The sequence below is a fragment of the Nonomuraea deserti genome (assembly GCF_004348685.1).
Taxonomy (GTDB): Bacteria; Actinomycetota; Actinomycetes; order Streptosporangiales; family Streptosporangiaceae; genus Nonomuraea; species Nonomuraea deserti.
The window spans coordinates 1-15,251 of record NZ_SMKO01000057.1 but is presented as its reverse complement, the minus strand read 5'-3'; the positions used below and the strand labels follow the sequence as shown (position 1 = coordinate 15,251).

Annotated in this window: 9 protein-coding genes; 6 read left to right on the top strand and 3 right to left on the bottom strand. The window is 72.2% G+C overall.

From position 1 onward, the window contains the following. Window positions 1–168 precede the first annotated feature (168 nt). Both E1292_RS21650 and pulA read right to left on the bottom strand, forming a co-directional pair. On the bottom strand, window positions 169–762 hold the full coding sequence (locus E1292_RS21650; RefSeq protein WP_132597045.1) for a hypothetical protein: 594 nt from the start codon (window positions 760–762) through the stop codon (window positions 169–171). Between the two features lie 198 nt (window positions 763–960). Continuing rightward, on the bottom strand, window positions 961–3,597 hold the full coding sequence (pulA, locus tag E1292_RS21645) for a pullulanase-type alpha-1,6-glucosidase (protein ID WP_246090252.1): 2,637 nt from the start codon (window positions 3,595–3,597) through the stop codon (window positions 961–963). A gap of 383 nt (window positions 3,598–3,980) precedes the next feature. On the opposite strand from pulA, the gene E1292_RS21640 reads away from it, so the two are divergent. Genes E1292_RS21640 through E1292_RS21625 form a run of 4 tightly spaced genes read left to right on the top strand, consistent with a single transcriptional unit; the run spans window position 3,981 to window position 9,624 of the window. After that, entirely contained in the window at window positions 3,981–5,267 is a 1,287-nt protein-coding gene (locus tag E1292_RS21640) for an extracellular solute-binding protein (RefSeq protein WP_132597043.1), read from the top strand. Between the two features lie 3 nt (window positions 5,268–5,270). Beyond that, window positions 5,271–6,266, top strand: coding sequence for a carbohydrate ABC transporter permease (locus E1292_RS21635; RefSeq protein ID WP_132597042.1), 996 nt, complete (start codon window positions 5,271–5,273; stop codon window positions 6,264–6,266). After that, on the top strand, window positions 6,263–7,114 hold the full coding sequence (locus tag E1292_RS21630; protein ID WP_246090251.1) for a sugar ABC transporter permease: 852 nt from the start codon (window positions 6,263–6,265) through the stop codon (window positions 7,112–7,114). The genes E1292_RS21635 and E1292_RS21630 overlap by 4 nt, the downstream gene beginning before the upstream one ends. A gap of 53 nt (window positions 7,115–7,167) precedes the next feature. Then, window positions 7,168–9,624 (top strand): hypothetical protein, encoded by a 2,457-nt coding sequence (locus tag E1292_RS21625; RefSeq protein WP_132597041.1) that lies wholly within the window; start codon window positions 7,168–7,170, stop codon window positions 9,622–9,624. Window positions 9,625–9,658: 34 nt separating this feature from the next. Here the strand turns inward: E1292_RS21625 and E1292_RS21620 are convergent, their stop codons facing one another. Further along, window positions 9,659–10,849 carry a cytochrome P450 gene (locus E1292_RS21620; protein WP_246090250.1) on the bottom strand — a complete coding sequence of 397 codons (1,191 nt, stop codon included), beginning with the start codon at window positions 10,847–10,849 and terminating at the stop codon, window positions 9,659–9,661. A gap of 106 nt (window positions 10,850–10,955) precedes the next feature. Between E1292_RS21620 and E1292_RS21615 the strand changes: the two genes are divergently transcribed. Both E1292_RS21615 and E1292_RS21610 read left to right on the top strand, forming a co-directional pair. Continuing rightward, window positions 10,956–14,360 carry a phosphodiester glycosidase family protein gene (locus tag E1292_RS21615; RefSeq protein ID WP_281284050.1) on the top strand — a complete coding sequence of 1,135 codons (3,405 nt, stop codon included), beginning with the start codon at window positions 10,956–10,958 and terminating at the stop codon, window positions 14,358–14,360. Window positions 14,361–14,518: 158 nt separating this feature from the next. Next, on the top strand, window positions 14,519–15,251 hold a 733-nt coding region (locus tag E1292_RS21610; RefSeq protein WP_220446985.1), incomplete at its 3' end, for a thiamine pyrophosphate-dependent dehydrogenase E1 component subunit alpha.

The following is a 15,251-nucleotide window of genomic DNA, read 5'->3' as shown; positions in this document are numbered from 1 at the left end:
TCGTGGGCGTTGCCGGGGCGATGAGGTCGAGCAGGCCGGGATCGTCGGGCGGCGCGGATCCCGGCGGCCGCCGAGCAGCGCGCGGTCAGAGGCGGCCGTCGCCGTGCTGAGGACACGCGCCGATCACAGGAGGGCGTCCCCGGCGGGCGCCGGGGACGCCGCGCCGTTTCAGGCGTGGGCCGGGGCGGTGATGGTGCCGGAGGTGTCGGCTTGCCGGCCGCGGATCATGGCGTCGCAGTCGGCGATGGTCTCCTCCAGGAGCCGGCGCAGCAGCGAGTCCGGGTCGGGGATGCAGGCCTGGACGATGCCGACCACCGACAGTTGCACCGCGTTGGGGGCGGCGTACCGGCGGAAGCCCTTCTGGGTGATCCTGGCCGCGCGGCTGAAGCGGCGCGCCTGCTCGGCCGCGTGGGGGACGTCCTCCATCACCCGCACGCTCGGCTCGCTCAGCCGCCCCGGCGGAGCACCGTCGAGCCTGGCCAGCATCTCCTCGGCAGCCAGCACCGACACCGCCAGCGCGAGCTGGCGCTCGGCCGCCGCCACGGGCAGCGCCGTGGTGGCGCAGCGCAGCGCGATCCGCGCGTCCACGCGCAGGTCGTCGCTGGCCAGGCCGATGATGGACGGCACCAGGTGGACGAGCCCGGCCCGGCTCTCGTCGCTGGTGTTGTCGTTGACCAGGCGGGCGAGCGCGGCCAGCAACGGATGTGTGCAGGCCGGATGGTCGCTCCAGCGCTCTCCGGCCAGATAGGAGGCCAGCTCCATGAAACAGGCACCGCGTTTCGGGTTGCGATGTCTGCCTCGGGACAGAACCGGCATGTGATCAAGGTGATAGTCCACGGGTGCTCCACTGCTCCACGCGATCGCCGTCTATCCAGTCTGCGTCGTCATGCGGCTGAAAGCCATGGGTTTTTGACCTGTGGGTTCCCCCTACCCAGCACACCCGTCGTCTACCGGCTTCGTTCACCGGGCCGCGACGAAGACCGCGACCGTGCGGGCCGGGACCGACAGGGTGCCGGTGGCCGGGTCGAACGCCGAGCCCCGCACCACCGCGTCGCCGGAGCGCTCCTGCACGGGATGGAGCGACACGTCCTGACCCGCCAGGCCGGGCATCGCCTGCGCCTGCGCGTACGGAGTCGCGTTGAACACGACGGTGACGGACGTCCGGCGCGGGTCGAGTCCCGTCGTGTCGATGTGCATGGCGATCACGCCCTCCGCCGAGGCGGGGAACGACAACCGCCGCCGCACCTCGGCCGCCGAGCCCAGGGCGAACGCCGGTGACGACGCCCTGATCCGCAGCAGCTCGCCGAACCTCGCCCGGCAGGCGTTGATGGCCGCGCAGTCCGGCCGCAGGGCCGGGTCGTCGAGCAGGGGTCTCGCGTACGGCCACGCGGCCTCGTTGGCGGCCCTGGGTGGCAGGCCGGCGCCGAAGCCGTTGCCCGCCGAGCAGTCCCACAACAGCCGGTTGAACCAGTCGCCCGAGTCGTAGGAGTTGCGGTCCAGCGACTTCGACCGCAGCCGCTCGCTGCCCGCGTGCACGAACGCCGTCCCCTGCGCCAGCACCGCCGTGGCCAGCGAGAGCACCTGCATGCGCACCCGGTCGGCCATCGGCGTCCGTTGCGGCAGCTTGTACGCCAGCGCGTCGAACAACGTCTCGTTGTCGTGCGCATCGACGTACGCCACCGCCTCGCCCGGCGCGGCGGTGTAGCCGGCGGGTGAGCCGTTGTAGTCGACCTCGGAGCTCTTCCTGCCCGAGGGCAGGACGTAGTCGCGCAGGCTGCCGGTCAGCCCCACCTTGATCAGCTCGGTGCAGGCGGCCAGCCTGGCCCGCCGCTCCTCCTCGGTGCCGTTGGCCGGTGCGCCGTTGGGCGCGCCCGCCAGGCCGGAGCCGAACCCCTGCACGCGCGGGTCGGCGTCGAACGGGCCGCCGCCGCGCACCGCGTCGCGCAGCCGGTCGGTGAACGTGCCGATGCCGGTGCCGGCCAGATTCGCCTGCGTGGCCTGCTCGAACCTGGCGTCGTAGGCCACCTCGCCGAAGTTCCAGCCCTCGCCGTAGAGGATGATCGATTGTCCGTCGACGCCGTCCTTCTTCGGGGTCAGCCGGTCGAGGGCCGCGCGGACGGCGAGCATGCCGGCCTTCGGGTGGTGGCCCATCAGGTCGAAGCGGAAACCGTCGATCTTGTACCGGGTGGCCCACGTGACGACCGAGTCGACGACCAGCCTGCCCATCATGGTGTGCTCGGGCGCGGTGTTGGCGCAGCACGTGGAGGTGGCCACCGTGCCGTCGTCGAGCAGCCGGTGGTAGTAGCCGGGCACGATCGGGTCGAGCACCTCGGTGGAGTGGGTGTGGTTGTAGACGACGTCCATCACCACGCGCAGCCCGGCCCGGTTGAGCCCGGCGACCATGCCGCGGAACTCTTTCGCGCGATCGTCGGGGTCCGTCGCGTACGATCCCTCGGGCACCGTGTAGTGCAGCGGGTCGTACCCCCAGTTGAAGGAGTCCTTCGCCGCGGTCCTCGCCACGCACTCCTGCTGCCGCTCGGAGCCGGGCGGGAACGCGGCCAGGTCGCAGCCGGGCTCGGTGCGGTCGGCCGCCCGCTCGGGCACGGTGGCGAAGTCGAAGACCGGCAGCAGGTGCACGTGTGTCAGCCCGTCGCCGGCCAGCGCCCGCAACTCCCGCATCCCGGCGCCGTCGCCGCCGAAGGCCGCGTACGTGCCGCGCAGCGCGGCCGGGACGGTGGCGTCGGAGGCGGAGAAGTCGCGTACGTGCAGCTCGTAGATCGACGCCCGGTGCTGCGGCACGGCCGCGGGCTTGACCAGCCGGTCCCAGCCGCGCGGCTTGTGCGCGGCGCCGTCCAGGCTGACGAGCCTGCTGCGCGCGCCGTCGGGGGCGACGGCCAGGCTGTACGGGTCGGTGACCTCGTTCGTCACGATCCCGCCCATCCTGGGGGAGTAGACCGTGACGAGGAACGTGTACTCGCGGCCCAGCCACGTCGGCAGCCCGCGCACCGACCAGACGCCGGTCCGGTCGTCGCGCCGCATCCGGTGCACGCGGCGCCGGTCGGTGCCGGGCGCGTAGAGCGCCAGCTCGACCGTGCGCGCGGTCGGCGCCCACAACGACAACGACGGGAACACCCGCCCCGCCGGGCCCAGCCTGGCGGTGGCGGCCTCGGCGTAGACGTCGTCGAGCACGCCGGGCAGCTGCACGCCGGTCGCGGCCAGCAGCTCGCCCGCGGCGTCTCGCTCCACGGCCACGATCTGGCCGCGCAGGGCACCCTTCACCAGGCCGGCGTCGCGAGGGTCCACCTTGAGAGCGGCGAAGGAGGCCAGGTGGGGCCACCGCCGCCGCTGCTCCTCGCTCATCGTGCCGGGTGCGAGCCGGATGTGCCGCGGGTCGCCGGTCAGCTCGCCTCCGTCGAGGGCGATGTCGCCCTCGGCGCTGAAGGCGAGCGCGTGCCGCAGCGACGGCTCGACGCGCCAGGCCACCGTGTCGCGGTCGATCCAGCAGGCCCTCGCCCTGGTCAGGTCGACGTCCGCACGCGGTGGCCGCGGTGTCCGGTCGCCTTCGGCGCCGGCGTGAGCCGGCCGACGGCGACTCACGTGGAACCCCGCATCGCCACTCCCGCAGTTCACCCTCTGTGATCGTCAGATTACCATCTATGTCCGGCTCGGGCGGAACGCCTGAGCGACCCGGCGGTCACCATCGCTTGCAAGCATTTCTGGAAATTTCTGCAACCTCCCATCCAATTCCCGGCTTGCCTGGTGCCTGCCGTCCGCCGTCCGACCGTCCACCATGTGGAACGGCTCTGCCTGCACCTGCGGAAACTCCCGGGGATGCGGCGTACGGCGGGCGGAAGGCTCCGCGTGCGGATCAATGTAACAACTTGCAGAAATCTTGCGTCCCCATCTATCCGAGAACGCCGCGTCGGCGTAACCTCCGGCGTACCCCGACCGTTGATCCAGACAGCTGTGAGGACAAGGACATGCGACGACTCTTAGCGGCCTCGGCCGTGGCGGCGCTCACCCTGACGGCCACCGCCTGCGGCGGCGGGGGTGGTGAGGCCGCCGCTCCCACCGCCTCCGTCACCGACCCGTCGAAGATCACCGGTGAGCTGACGTGGTGGGACACGACCAGGCCCGACAGCGAGGGCCCGACGTTCCAGGCGTTGATCAAGGAGTTCGAGGCGCAATACCCCGGCATCAAGGTCAAATATGTGAACGTGCCGTCCGACCAGGCCCAGAACCAGTTCCAGACGGCGGCGCAGGCCGGCACCGGGGCGCCCGACGTGATCCGCTCCGAGGTGGCGTGGACACCGCAGTTCGCGTCGCTGGGCTACCTGCAGCCCCTTGACGGCTCCCGGGCGGTGGATGACGAGCCCGACTTCCTGCCCGGGCCGTTGAGCAGCACCAAGTACAACGGCAAGACCTACGCGGTGCCGCAGGTCACCGACACGCTGGCGTTGATCTACAACAAGCGGCTGCTGAAGGAGGCCGGCCACGAGGAGCCGCCCAAGACGATCGCCGAGCTGAAGCAGGCCGCCCTCGACGTCAAGGACAGGACCGACGCCGACGGCCTGGCGCTCAACGTCGACTCCTACTTCCTGCTGCCGTTCATGTACGGCGAGGGCGGCGACCTGCTCGACGTGCAGAGCAAGAAGATCGTGGTCAACTCGCCGGCCAACGTGAAGGCCATCGAGACCGTGGCCGACCTGATCAACTCCGGCGCCGCGCCCAAGCCGGCCACGACCGACAGCTACGCCAACGCCATGACGGCCCTCAAGGAGGGCAAGGCGGCCATGATCTACAACGGGCCGTGGGCGCTGTCGGAGATCTACCAGGGCAAGGAGTTCAAGGACAAGTCCAATCTCGGCATCGCCCCCGTCCCGGCCGGCTCGGTCAAGGCGGGTGCCCCCACGGGCGGCTGGAACCTCGCGATCTACGCCGGGTCGAAGAACATCCCGGCCGCGTACGAGTTCGTGCGGTTCATGACCACCGCCAAGGCCCAGGCGAAGATCGCCAAGGAGATCAGCCTGCTGCCCACCCGCACCTCCGCCTACGCCGACCCCGACGTGCAGGGCAACCCCGACGTCGCGGTGTTCAAGCCGATCATGGACACCGCCGTGCCGCGCCCGTGGATCCCCGAGGGCGGGCAGCTGTTCCAGCCGCTGCTGGAGGGCTACCAGTCGCTCGTCGGCGGCCAGACCACGCCCGCCGACATGCTCAAGAAGGTGGACGAGCAGTACCACGGCATCATGAAGGACTGGAGCTGACCGGTGGCAGTCTCGACCGGACGGGCTCCGGCCGCGGGCGAGTCCGCCCGCGGCCGGAGCCGCCGCCATGACAGCCCCGGACGGCTGAGACGCGCCCTGTCGGCCCACTGGTACGCCTGGGCGATGATCGCGCCGGTGGTGGTCGTGATGCTGGTGCTGATCGGCTGGCCGCTGGCCAGGGGCGTCTACCTGTCGCTGACCGACGCGACCGAGGCCAACATGGGCCGCACCATCGGGGTCAACGTGATCCCGTCCACGTACGAGTTCGTCGGCCTGGACAACTACCTCCAGATCCTGACCAGCAGCGTGTTCTGGGACAAGGTGCTCTGGACCGTGACGTGGACGGTGGTGTGCGTCGGCCTCCACTACGGCATCGGGCTCGGCCTGGCCGTGATGCTCAACCGCAAGCTGCGCCTCCGGTCGGTCTACCGGGTGCTGCTGATCCTTCCGTGGGCCGTGCCGGCGTTCGTGGCCGCGTTCATCTGGCGCTACCTCTACAACAGCGACTACGGCGTGATCAACGGGTTTCTCAAGATCGCCGGACTGTCCGGCGTGGGATGGCTGGACGACCCGGTCACCGCCAAGATCGCGGTGATCGCGGTCAACGTGTGGATCGGGGTGCCGTTCATGATGGTCGCCATGCTCGGCGGCCTGCAGTCGATCCCGGCCGAGCTGTACGAAGCGGCCGAGGTCGACGGCGCCTCCCCGTGGCAGCGCTTCAAGGCGATCACGCTGCCCGGGCTGCGGCAGGTCTCCACCACCGTGGTCCTGCTCGGCACGATCTGGACGTTCAACATGTTCCCGATCATCTTCCTGGTCACGCGGGGCGGGCCGGGCAGCGAGACCGAGATCCTGGTCACCTACGCCTTCCGCGAGGCCTTCACCGGCATCCGCAACTACTCCGGCTCGGCCGCATGGGGCGTGATCATCCTCGCCATGCTGGTCGTGCTGGCCATCGGCTACCGCCGCACCCTGCGCAGTCAAGGAGGACCCTGGTGACCCGCGCGACCCGGCCCCGCGGCGAGCGGGGGCCGCTGGCCTCCGTCGGCCTGCACGCCGGCCTGCTCATCGCCGTGGCGATCTCGTTGTTCCCGGTGGTGTGGCTGGTGCTCACCTCGCTCAAGCCGCGCGACAGCTGGCTGTCGGCCGAGCTCCAGCTGTTCGACGACTCCTCGCTGGACAACTACGCCCGCGTGCTGACCGCCACCGCCTTCCCGCGGTGGCTGCTCAACAGCGTGCTGACGGCGGGGCTGACCATGGTGCTCGGCGTGTTCCTCGCCGCGACCACCGGCTACGCCGTCAGCCGCTTCCGCTTCCCCGGTCACCGCTCGGTCATGTGGCTGCTGCTGATCACCCAGATGTTCCCGGTGGCCATCCTCATCGTCCCGCTGTACAACCTGATGGCCGGGCTCGGCCTGCTCAACCAGATCCCCGGCCTGGTGATCGCCTACATGACGATCGCGGTGCCGTTCTGCGCCTGGATGATGAAGAGCTACTTCGACACCGTGCCGGTGGAGATCGACCAGGCCGCGATGGTGGACGGGCTGACGCCGTTCGGCACGTTCTGGCGGGTCGTGCTGCCGCTGGCCCGTCCGGGCATCGCGGTGACCGCTTTCTACTGCTTCATGACCGCCTGGGGCGAGGTCGGCTACGCCACGGTGTTCATGTCGCAGGAGGACAAACGCACGCTGGGGGTGGGCCTGCAGCAGTTCGTCGGCCAGCACTGGTCGGACTGGGGGCTGATGACCGCCTCCGCCGTGCTGATCGCCATCCCGGCGGGCGCGGTCTTCCTCCTCGTGCAGCGCCACCTGATCACCGGGCTCACCGCCGGCGCGACCAAAGCGTAAAGTATCCGACCGATCACTGTACGTGACGGGTGCGCCGCAGGATCCTTGTCCACATGGACGGATTCCTCGACGAGACCTGCGGCGGGGTGACGGAGCTGCGCGTCCACGGTGTCTCCGGCACGCCGCCGGCGGGCATGCTCAACCATCCCCATCCCCGGCTGGTCGCCGGGGACCGGACCACCGGGTTCTACCGGCGCTGGTGGACGGCGGGCCGGCCGGTGGGCGACCGGGCCGACGTGCCGGGCGTCCGCCGGCGGGAGGCGTACGCGTGGGGCGGCCTCACCTCCGGCGGGCGGACGATCGCGCTGTGGCTGCTCCTGCTGCCGTTCTCGCTGGCGAACCTGTCCTACTTCATGCTGCCCAGACCGCGGGGCGGCGACCGGCTGCGGCACCTGGCGGAGGCGGCGCAGCGGCTGTTCGCCCTGCTGCTCACCGGCACCCTCGTGGGCGCCGTGACCAGGGCCTGCGTTGACCTCGTCGGCTGGCAGTGCACGGCCGCGGGGCGGGCCTGCACCGATGAGCTCGCGCCCGTCTGGCTGCGGTGGATGGGCGCGATGTGGGGGCACGAGCCGTCCAAGCGCCTGGCCGTCACCGCGCTGGCGCCGCTGCTGGTGGTCGTCCTGCTGTGGTGGATCGCCCGCCGCACCTGGCGCCGCGACGAGCGCAAGGTCGTCCCCGACGGCGATCCCGACAGCGGTCACGCCGGAAATCCCGACGGCGGTCACGACGGCGGTCACGCCGGAAATCCCGACGGCGGTCACGACGGCGGTCACGACGGCGATCCCGGGGCCGGGTCCGGGGCCGGGTCCGGTGGCGATCTCGGGGGTGAGTCCGGGGCCGGGTCCGGTGGCGGGTCCGGTGGCGAGCCAGGGGCCGGGCCCGTGGACGGGCCTGCGCGTGAGCGGCTGCTGCTGGCGCGGGCGCGGCTGTGGCACGGCGGCGCGCCGGTGTGGCGGCTGCGCATCGTCCACGTCGCCTTCGCGATCGCCTCGATCGGGCTGGCCGTCGCCGCGCCCTTCGCGGGCACCCCGCTGGGGCTGGCGCTCACGGCGGCGAACGCGGGCGTCGAACTCGCCGCCGCCGTGCTGGTGGTGCTGCCGTGGACCGGCCGGCGGCTGGACCCGCACTCCGGCGGGCGCGAGCCCACCTGGCTCAAGGTCGCGTGCCACGCGTTGCGGGTGGCCGCGCCGCTGGTGTTCCTGGCCACGTTCTGGGCGACGCTGGCCGGTCTGCCGCCGAGCGCGGAGGGGCTCGTGCTGCCCGGCATGGGCGCGGGGCCCGTCCAGTTCGCGCTCATGCTGGGGCTCGGGGCGTTCATCCTGGCCGCCACCTGGGTGCTGGCCCGCATGGACCGGCCAGGCGCCGGCCGGGACCCGCTGGACCGGCCGGCGATGGGCGGGCTCGCCGCGTGGTTCATGCTGATGGTGGCCGCAGGCTGCGCGAACGTGCTGGCGCTCGGCGTGCTGTTCTGGACCGCCACGTTCTTCGGCGTGCCCGGCAGCCTGGGCGACCCGGGGCCGCCCGGCAGGAGGCTCTTCATCGACGACCCGGTCTGGTGGACGGCCGCCCTGGTGCCGCTGCTGGCGGCGGCGTTCGCCGGGGTGGCGATCGCCCTCTGGCTGATCCGCCGCGCCGAGGCGGGCAGGCTGGTGCCCGAGCTGGAGGCCCACTACGGGGAGAGCGGCGGCGCCGCGGTCGCCCGGAAGTGGGCGCTGGCCGCGCTCACCGACCGGGCCGGGCTGGTGCTGGGCGTGCTCACCGGCATCGGGGTGGCCGGGTTCGCCGTGGTGACCGTGATCTACCAGCTGCAGCTGTACACGCCGAAGGCGGGGTTCGCAGGGCTGCTCGCCTCGATCGGGAGCTGGGCCACGGCCGCCACCGTCGTCGGCCTGGCGCTGCTCGGCCGCCGCACGTACGGCAGCTCGCGGCTGCGCAGGACCGTCGGGATCGTCTGGGACGTGTCCACCTTCTGGCCCAGGGCCATCCACCCGCTGGCCCCGCCCTGCTACACCGAGCGCGTCATCCCCGAGCTGGTGGCCCGCGTCGGCAGGCTGGCCGCGACCGACCGGGACACCGTCGTCCTGTCCGGGCACAGCCAGGGCAGCGTCATCGCGGCCGCGCTGGTGCTGCAGCTCGACCCTGACGCGCGCCGGCGGGTCAGGCTGCTCACCCACGGGTCGCCGCTGCGCCGCCTGTACGCCGCGTTCTTCCCCGCCTACTTCGCCGGCCATGGCCTGCCGGCCTTGCGCGACGCGGTCGCCTGGCGCAACCTGTACCGGCTGAGCGACCCCATCGGCGGCCCGGCGTTCCGCCGCGTCGACCCCCTCGCCGCCGAACCCGATCGCGGCAACACGGTGGACCGGTTCTGCTGGGATCCGCTCCGGCCGGCGCCCGGCGAGCCGCTGCCCGAGGCGCGCTGGCACTCGGGTTACTGGCTCGACCCGCCCTACCACGACGAGCTGGCCCGGCTGATCAGCCCGAGCCTGCCGCCCGAACGTACGGCTCGGTAGCGACGCGAGCGCCCCAGGCCAGGGCGGGCCCGGATCACCAGGCCAGGACGAGCTTCTCCGGGGCGCGGTGGATCGGGGTGGCCGCCATGGTGACCTCGCCTTCGGCGAGGCGCAGCCCGGGCAGCTCGCGTACGAGCAGCTCCAGCGTGATCCGCACCTGCTCGCGGGCCAGGAGCGCGCCGGGGCAGCCGTGCACGCCGTGCCCGAACGACAGGTGACGCGCCGGTTCCCGCGCGATGTCGAACACGTCCTGCTCCGCGAACACGGCCTCGTCCCGGCCCGCCGAGGCGAACGACACGAACACCGTGTCGCCCTCGTCCAGCCGCGTGCCGCTCAGCGTGAGCGGCCTGGTGACCCGGCGGCGGAATCCCTGCACCGGCGCCTCGAACCTGGCCGCCTCCTCGATCGCCGCCGGGATCAGCTCGGGCCGCTCGCACAGCAGCTCCCACTGGCGGCGGTCCCGCAGCAGGCGGTGCACGGCGGTGCCGAGCAGCGCGGTGGTGGTGAGGTGGCCGGCCAGCATGAGGTTCTGGGTGTTGGACACGATCTCGTCGCGCTGCCGGGTGGTCGGCTCGCCGGGGCCTGGGGCAAGGCCGCGGACCAGCTCGCCCGTCAGGTTGTCCTGCTCGCGCGAACGGGCGGCGTGCGCGACCAGCCGGTGCCGCAGCGCGGCCACCTCGCGGGCGGCGGCGATCTGCTCGTCCTCCGGCATGGGCGTGAAGATCAGGTCCTCGGCGCGGTCGCCCGCCCGGATGGCGGCGGGCACGTCGGCCGGGTCGAGGCCGAGCAGGTGGCCGATGACCGTCGCGGGCAGCGGCCTGGCGTATCCGCCCATCCACTCCACCCCGCCCTCCGCCGCGAACGACGCGACCAGCCCGGCCGCCGCGGCCCGGATGAACGGCCGTGCGGCGGCCACCCTGGTGGCCGACAGGCCGCGGGTGAGCGGCCTGCGGTAACGCTGGTGGGCCTCGCCGTCCGAGCTGAGCACCACGGGGGCGTTGCCGGGCGCGCCCGCCAGCTCGGCGAAGGCGCGCGGGCTCGGCGTCACGTCGCCGCGGAAGGCGCCCTGGGAGGAGAAGTCGGCCGGCCGGCTCAGCACCTCGCGCACGTCCGCGTGCCGGGCCACGAGCCAGGCGTCCAGCTCGCCGGCGAAGGTCAGCCCCCGGGCGGCGCGGGCGCGGGCGTAGACGGGGTACGGGTCGCGGTAGAAGGCCTGTCGATCCACGCGTTCCATCGTGGTGGGCCGCGCGCGAGGCGTACAAGATCTGAAATTTTCTTTTAGTTCATGCTTAAGCCTTGAAAGTTATATCCATGAGCGATTGAGTTCGGTCGTGCAGACCCTCAGATTGCTGGCCGCCGCCGCGCTCGTGTTAGCCCCCGTGGCCCTGAGCGCGCCCGCGCAAGCCGACCCCGCACCCCCCGTAGAGGACGCCCAGAAAGCGTCGTCCTACCCGCCGCCGTCCACGCTGATCACCAAGGCCGCCGAAGGGCGGCAGCGGCTGGAGACGGCCAAGAGGACCCGGCCGGTGGCGCCGGGGATCTCGCTGACCTCGTTCGACACCTACGACCCGCTCGGCTGGCTGCGCGCCGACGCGATCACCGCTGACCTGGGCGGAGAGCACGGAGCCAAGGCCGACTACGTGTTCTCCGGCGAGGTGTCCAAGACCGAGCCGCTGTCCGGGCCCGCCAAGCGTTCCCACGCCGTCGCCGCCGTCAACGGCGACTTCTTCGACATCAACAACTCCGGCGCCGCCCAGGGCATCGGCGTCCAGGACGGCACGCTCGTCCAGTCGCCCGTCGCCGGGCACGAGAACGCGGTCGCGATCACCGGCGACGGCGTCGGGCGCGTGCTCAAGATGTACTTCGAGGGCACCGCCACGCCCGACGGCGGCTCGCCGATCACGCTCACCCAGTTCAACCAGATCGTGCAGGACGGCGGCGTGGGGCTCTTCACGCCGCTGTGGGGCTCCTACAACCGGGCCCGCGCCGTCGAGGGCGCCACGACCGTCGCCGAGGTCGTCCTGGAAGACGGCGTGGTGACCGAGGTGCGCACCTCCGCGGGCACCGGACCGATCCCGGCGGGCACCTCGATCCTGCTCGGCCGCGACGCCGGCGCCGAGGCGCTGTCCGCACTGAAGCAGGGCGACCGGATCGACGTGAAGTACCAGCCCAAGGCGTCGGACGGCAGCACGGTCAAGGCGGCCGTCGGCGGCAACTGGGTGCTGGTCAAGGACGGTGCCGTACAGAACTCCACCGACACCAGCGCCCACCCGCGCACCGCTGTCGGGTTCTCGGCCGACGGCAGGAAGATGTACCTGCTGACCGTGGACGGCCGCCAGGCCGACAGCCGCGGCGTCACGCTCAACGAGCTCGCGGCGATGATGGTCGAGCTGGGCGCGGCCCACGCGCTCAACCTCGACGGCGGCGGCTCCTCCACCATGCTCGCCCGCGAGCCCGGCTCGGCCGACGTCCAGGTGGAGAACAGCCCCTCCGACGGCGGCGAGCGGCACGTCCCCAACGGCCTGGCGCTCTACGCGCCCGAGGGCAGCGGCAAGCTGAAGGGCTTCTGGCTGGAGACGGCGAGCGACCCCTCCAAGGCGGCCGGCGTCGCGCCCGTCGCCGGTGGCCGCCCCGACCGGGTCTTCCCCGGCCTCACCAGGCGCCTGACCGCCGCCGGGTACGACGAGACGTACGGCCCCGCCAAGGGCGCGCCCTCCTGGCGAGCGAAGCCCGCCGTGCACGGCGTCGTCCGCGACGGCAGGTTCCACGCCCTGGTGCCCGGCCAGACCACCGTCACCGCCTCCCGCGGCCGTGCCAAGGGCAGCATCGAGCTGACCGTCCTGCAGCCGCTCGAGCGGCTCGGCGCCACCGCCGACCGGCTCGGCATCGCCGGCGCGGACGGCGTGGCCACGTTCGGCGTGGTCGGCTACGACCGCAACGGCAACTCCGCGCCCATCGAGCCCGCCGACCTCAGGCTCGACTACGACAAGAACCTCTTCGAGGTGACCGCCGCCGAGCACGGCTTCTTCACCGTCAAGGCCAAGCAGGCCTCGGGAGCGGGGCTGATCACCGCCAAGGTCGGCAAGCTCACCACCGCCGTGCCCGTCACCGTGGGGTTCGACGAGAAACCGGTCGCCGACTTCGAGGACGCGGCCGCGTGGAAGTTCGCCGCCGCCCGCGCGACCGGCTCGCTGTCGGCCGCGCCCGGTCACGACGGCGGCGGCCTCAAGCTGTCGTACGACTTCAGCACCTCGACCGCCACCCGGGCCGCGTACGCCAGCCCGCCGGGGGAGATCGTGGTGGAGGGGCAGCCGCAGGCGTTCGGGTTGTGGATCCACTCCACCGGCAAGGGGGAGTGGCCGAGCCTGGAGTTCTACGACGCGCTCGGACAGTCGCAGATCCTGCGCGGGCCGTACATGACCTGGACCGGCTGGAAGTACGTCGAGTTCGCCGTGCCGCCCGGCGTCAATTATCCGCTGCGGCTGCGGCGCTTCTACGTGGCCGAGACCAAGGCCGGCGTGCAGTACACCAACGAGATCATGATCGACGGCCTGGTCGCCAAGGTGCCGCCGCCGGTCGACGCGCCGCCCGCGCCGAAGGTCGCCGACCCGGTGGTCATGGAGGAGGTGGCGACGATGCCGTGGCGGTTCGCGGTCATGTCGGACGCGCAGTTCGTGGCCAGGGAGCCGGACAGCGACCTCGTCAAGAACGCCCGCCGCACGCTGCGCGAGATCAAGGCGGCCGAGCCCGACTTCCTGCTCATCAACGGTGACCTGGTGGACGAGGCGTCGCCCGAGGATTTCGCGCTGGCCAGGCGGATCCTCGACGAGGAACTGGGCGGAAAGCTGAAATATCACTACATCCCCGGTAACCATGAGGTGATGGGCGGCGCGATTGACAACTTCAAGGCCGCCTTCGGCGACACGTACCGGACCTTCGACCACAAGGGCACCCGCTTCATCACCTTGGACACCTCCCGCCTGAACCTGCGGGGCGGCGGCTTCGAGCAGGTGGCCATGCTCAGGTCCGAACTGGACAAGGCGGCGAAGGAGCCCTCGATCGGGTCGGTCACCGTCGTGTTCCACGTCCCGCCGCGCGACCCCACGCCGGGCAAGGGCAGCCAGCTCGGCGACCGCAAGGAGGCGGCGCTCGTGGAGGGCTGGCTGGCCGACTTCCAGCGCACCACCGGCAAGGGCGCCGCTCACATCGGGGCGCACGTGGGGACGTTCCACGCCGCCCGCGTGGACGCGGTGCCGTACTTCATCAACGGCAACTCCGGCAAGAACCCCGCCACCGCACCCGAGGACGGCGGGTTCACCGGCTGGTCGCTGTGGGGCGTCGACCCGGTCACGCCGGCCGAGGCCGAGCACGTCAAGCGGAACTGGTTCGCCGACGCGCCCGACTGGATCGGCACCCAGGTGCGCCCGCACGTGGACGAGCTCACGCTGACCGCCCCGGCCACCGTCGCCGTCGGCACGCCCGCCGAGGTGACGGCCGCCGTCAGGCAGGACGACAGGACGGTGCCCGCCGCCTACCCCGTCTCGGCGGCGTGGTCGGGCTCGCCCAACCTGCACGTCGGCAGCGGCAGGACCGCCAAACCCTGGCACGTCGCCGTGCTAGACCCGTCGAAGGGCACGCTCACGGCGCTGCGCGAGGGGAAGGTGACGGTCGCCGTGACCGTCAACGGCGTCACCGAGCGGGCGTCGGTAGCGGCCACCGCCAAGGCCGCCGCCTGACCCCCGCCTGATCCCTCCTGTCCAGGCGTGTCCACGCCGGGGCCGGGTCGCGTCGTCGAGGCGCGGCGCGGCCCCGGCGGCATCCCCGTCCCGTCCTGGACGCGATGTGCGGGTGTTGTATACCCTTTCAGGAGGTTTTCCTGGTGCTCGAGGAGCCTATGGACAGACTCTCTGACGACGACCTGGCGCTGCTGCTCCTGATCCGATCCTTCGAGCTGAAGCTCCTCGAGCTCTTCGGGCGGGGCGAGCTCAACGGCACCACCCATACCTGCCTGGGGCAGGAGTACGTCCCCGTGTCCCTGCGCCCGCTCCTGCGCGAACCCGACTGGGTGTTCAGCAACCACCGCGGGCACGGGCACTACCTGGCCAGGTTCGGCGACCCCGAAGGGCTGCTCGCCGAGATCATGGGCAGGAAGGGCGCGGTCTGCGAGGGCGTCGGCGGCAGCCAGCACCTGCGGCGGGACCGTTACCTGTCGACCGGGGTGCAGGGCCAGAGCCTGCCGGTCGCCGCCGGGGTGGCGCTGCGGCTGAAGCGGCACGAGCCCGGCGCGCTGGCCTGCGTGTACATCGGTGACGGCACGTGGGGCGAGGGCTCCGTGTACGAGGCCCTGAACCTGGCACAACTGTGGCGCCTGCCGCTGCTGGTCGTGGTCGAGCACAACGGCATCGCCCAGTCCACGCCCACCGCTCTGCAGATGGCGGGGACGATCGAGGGCCGGGCGGGGGCGTTCGGCATCGGCCACCACCGCGTGGACCTGTTCGAGATCCCCCGCATCCGGGACGGCCTGGCGCCCCTGATCGGCTCCTTGCGCGCCGACCCCCGGCCCCTGATCGTCGAGTTCGCCACCCACCGCCTCGGCCCTCACAGCAAGGGCGACGACACCCGCCCGC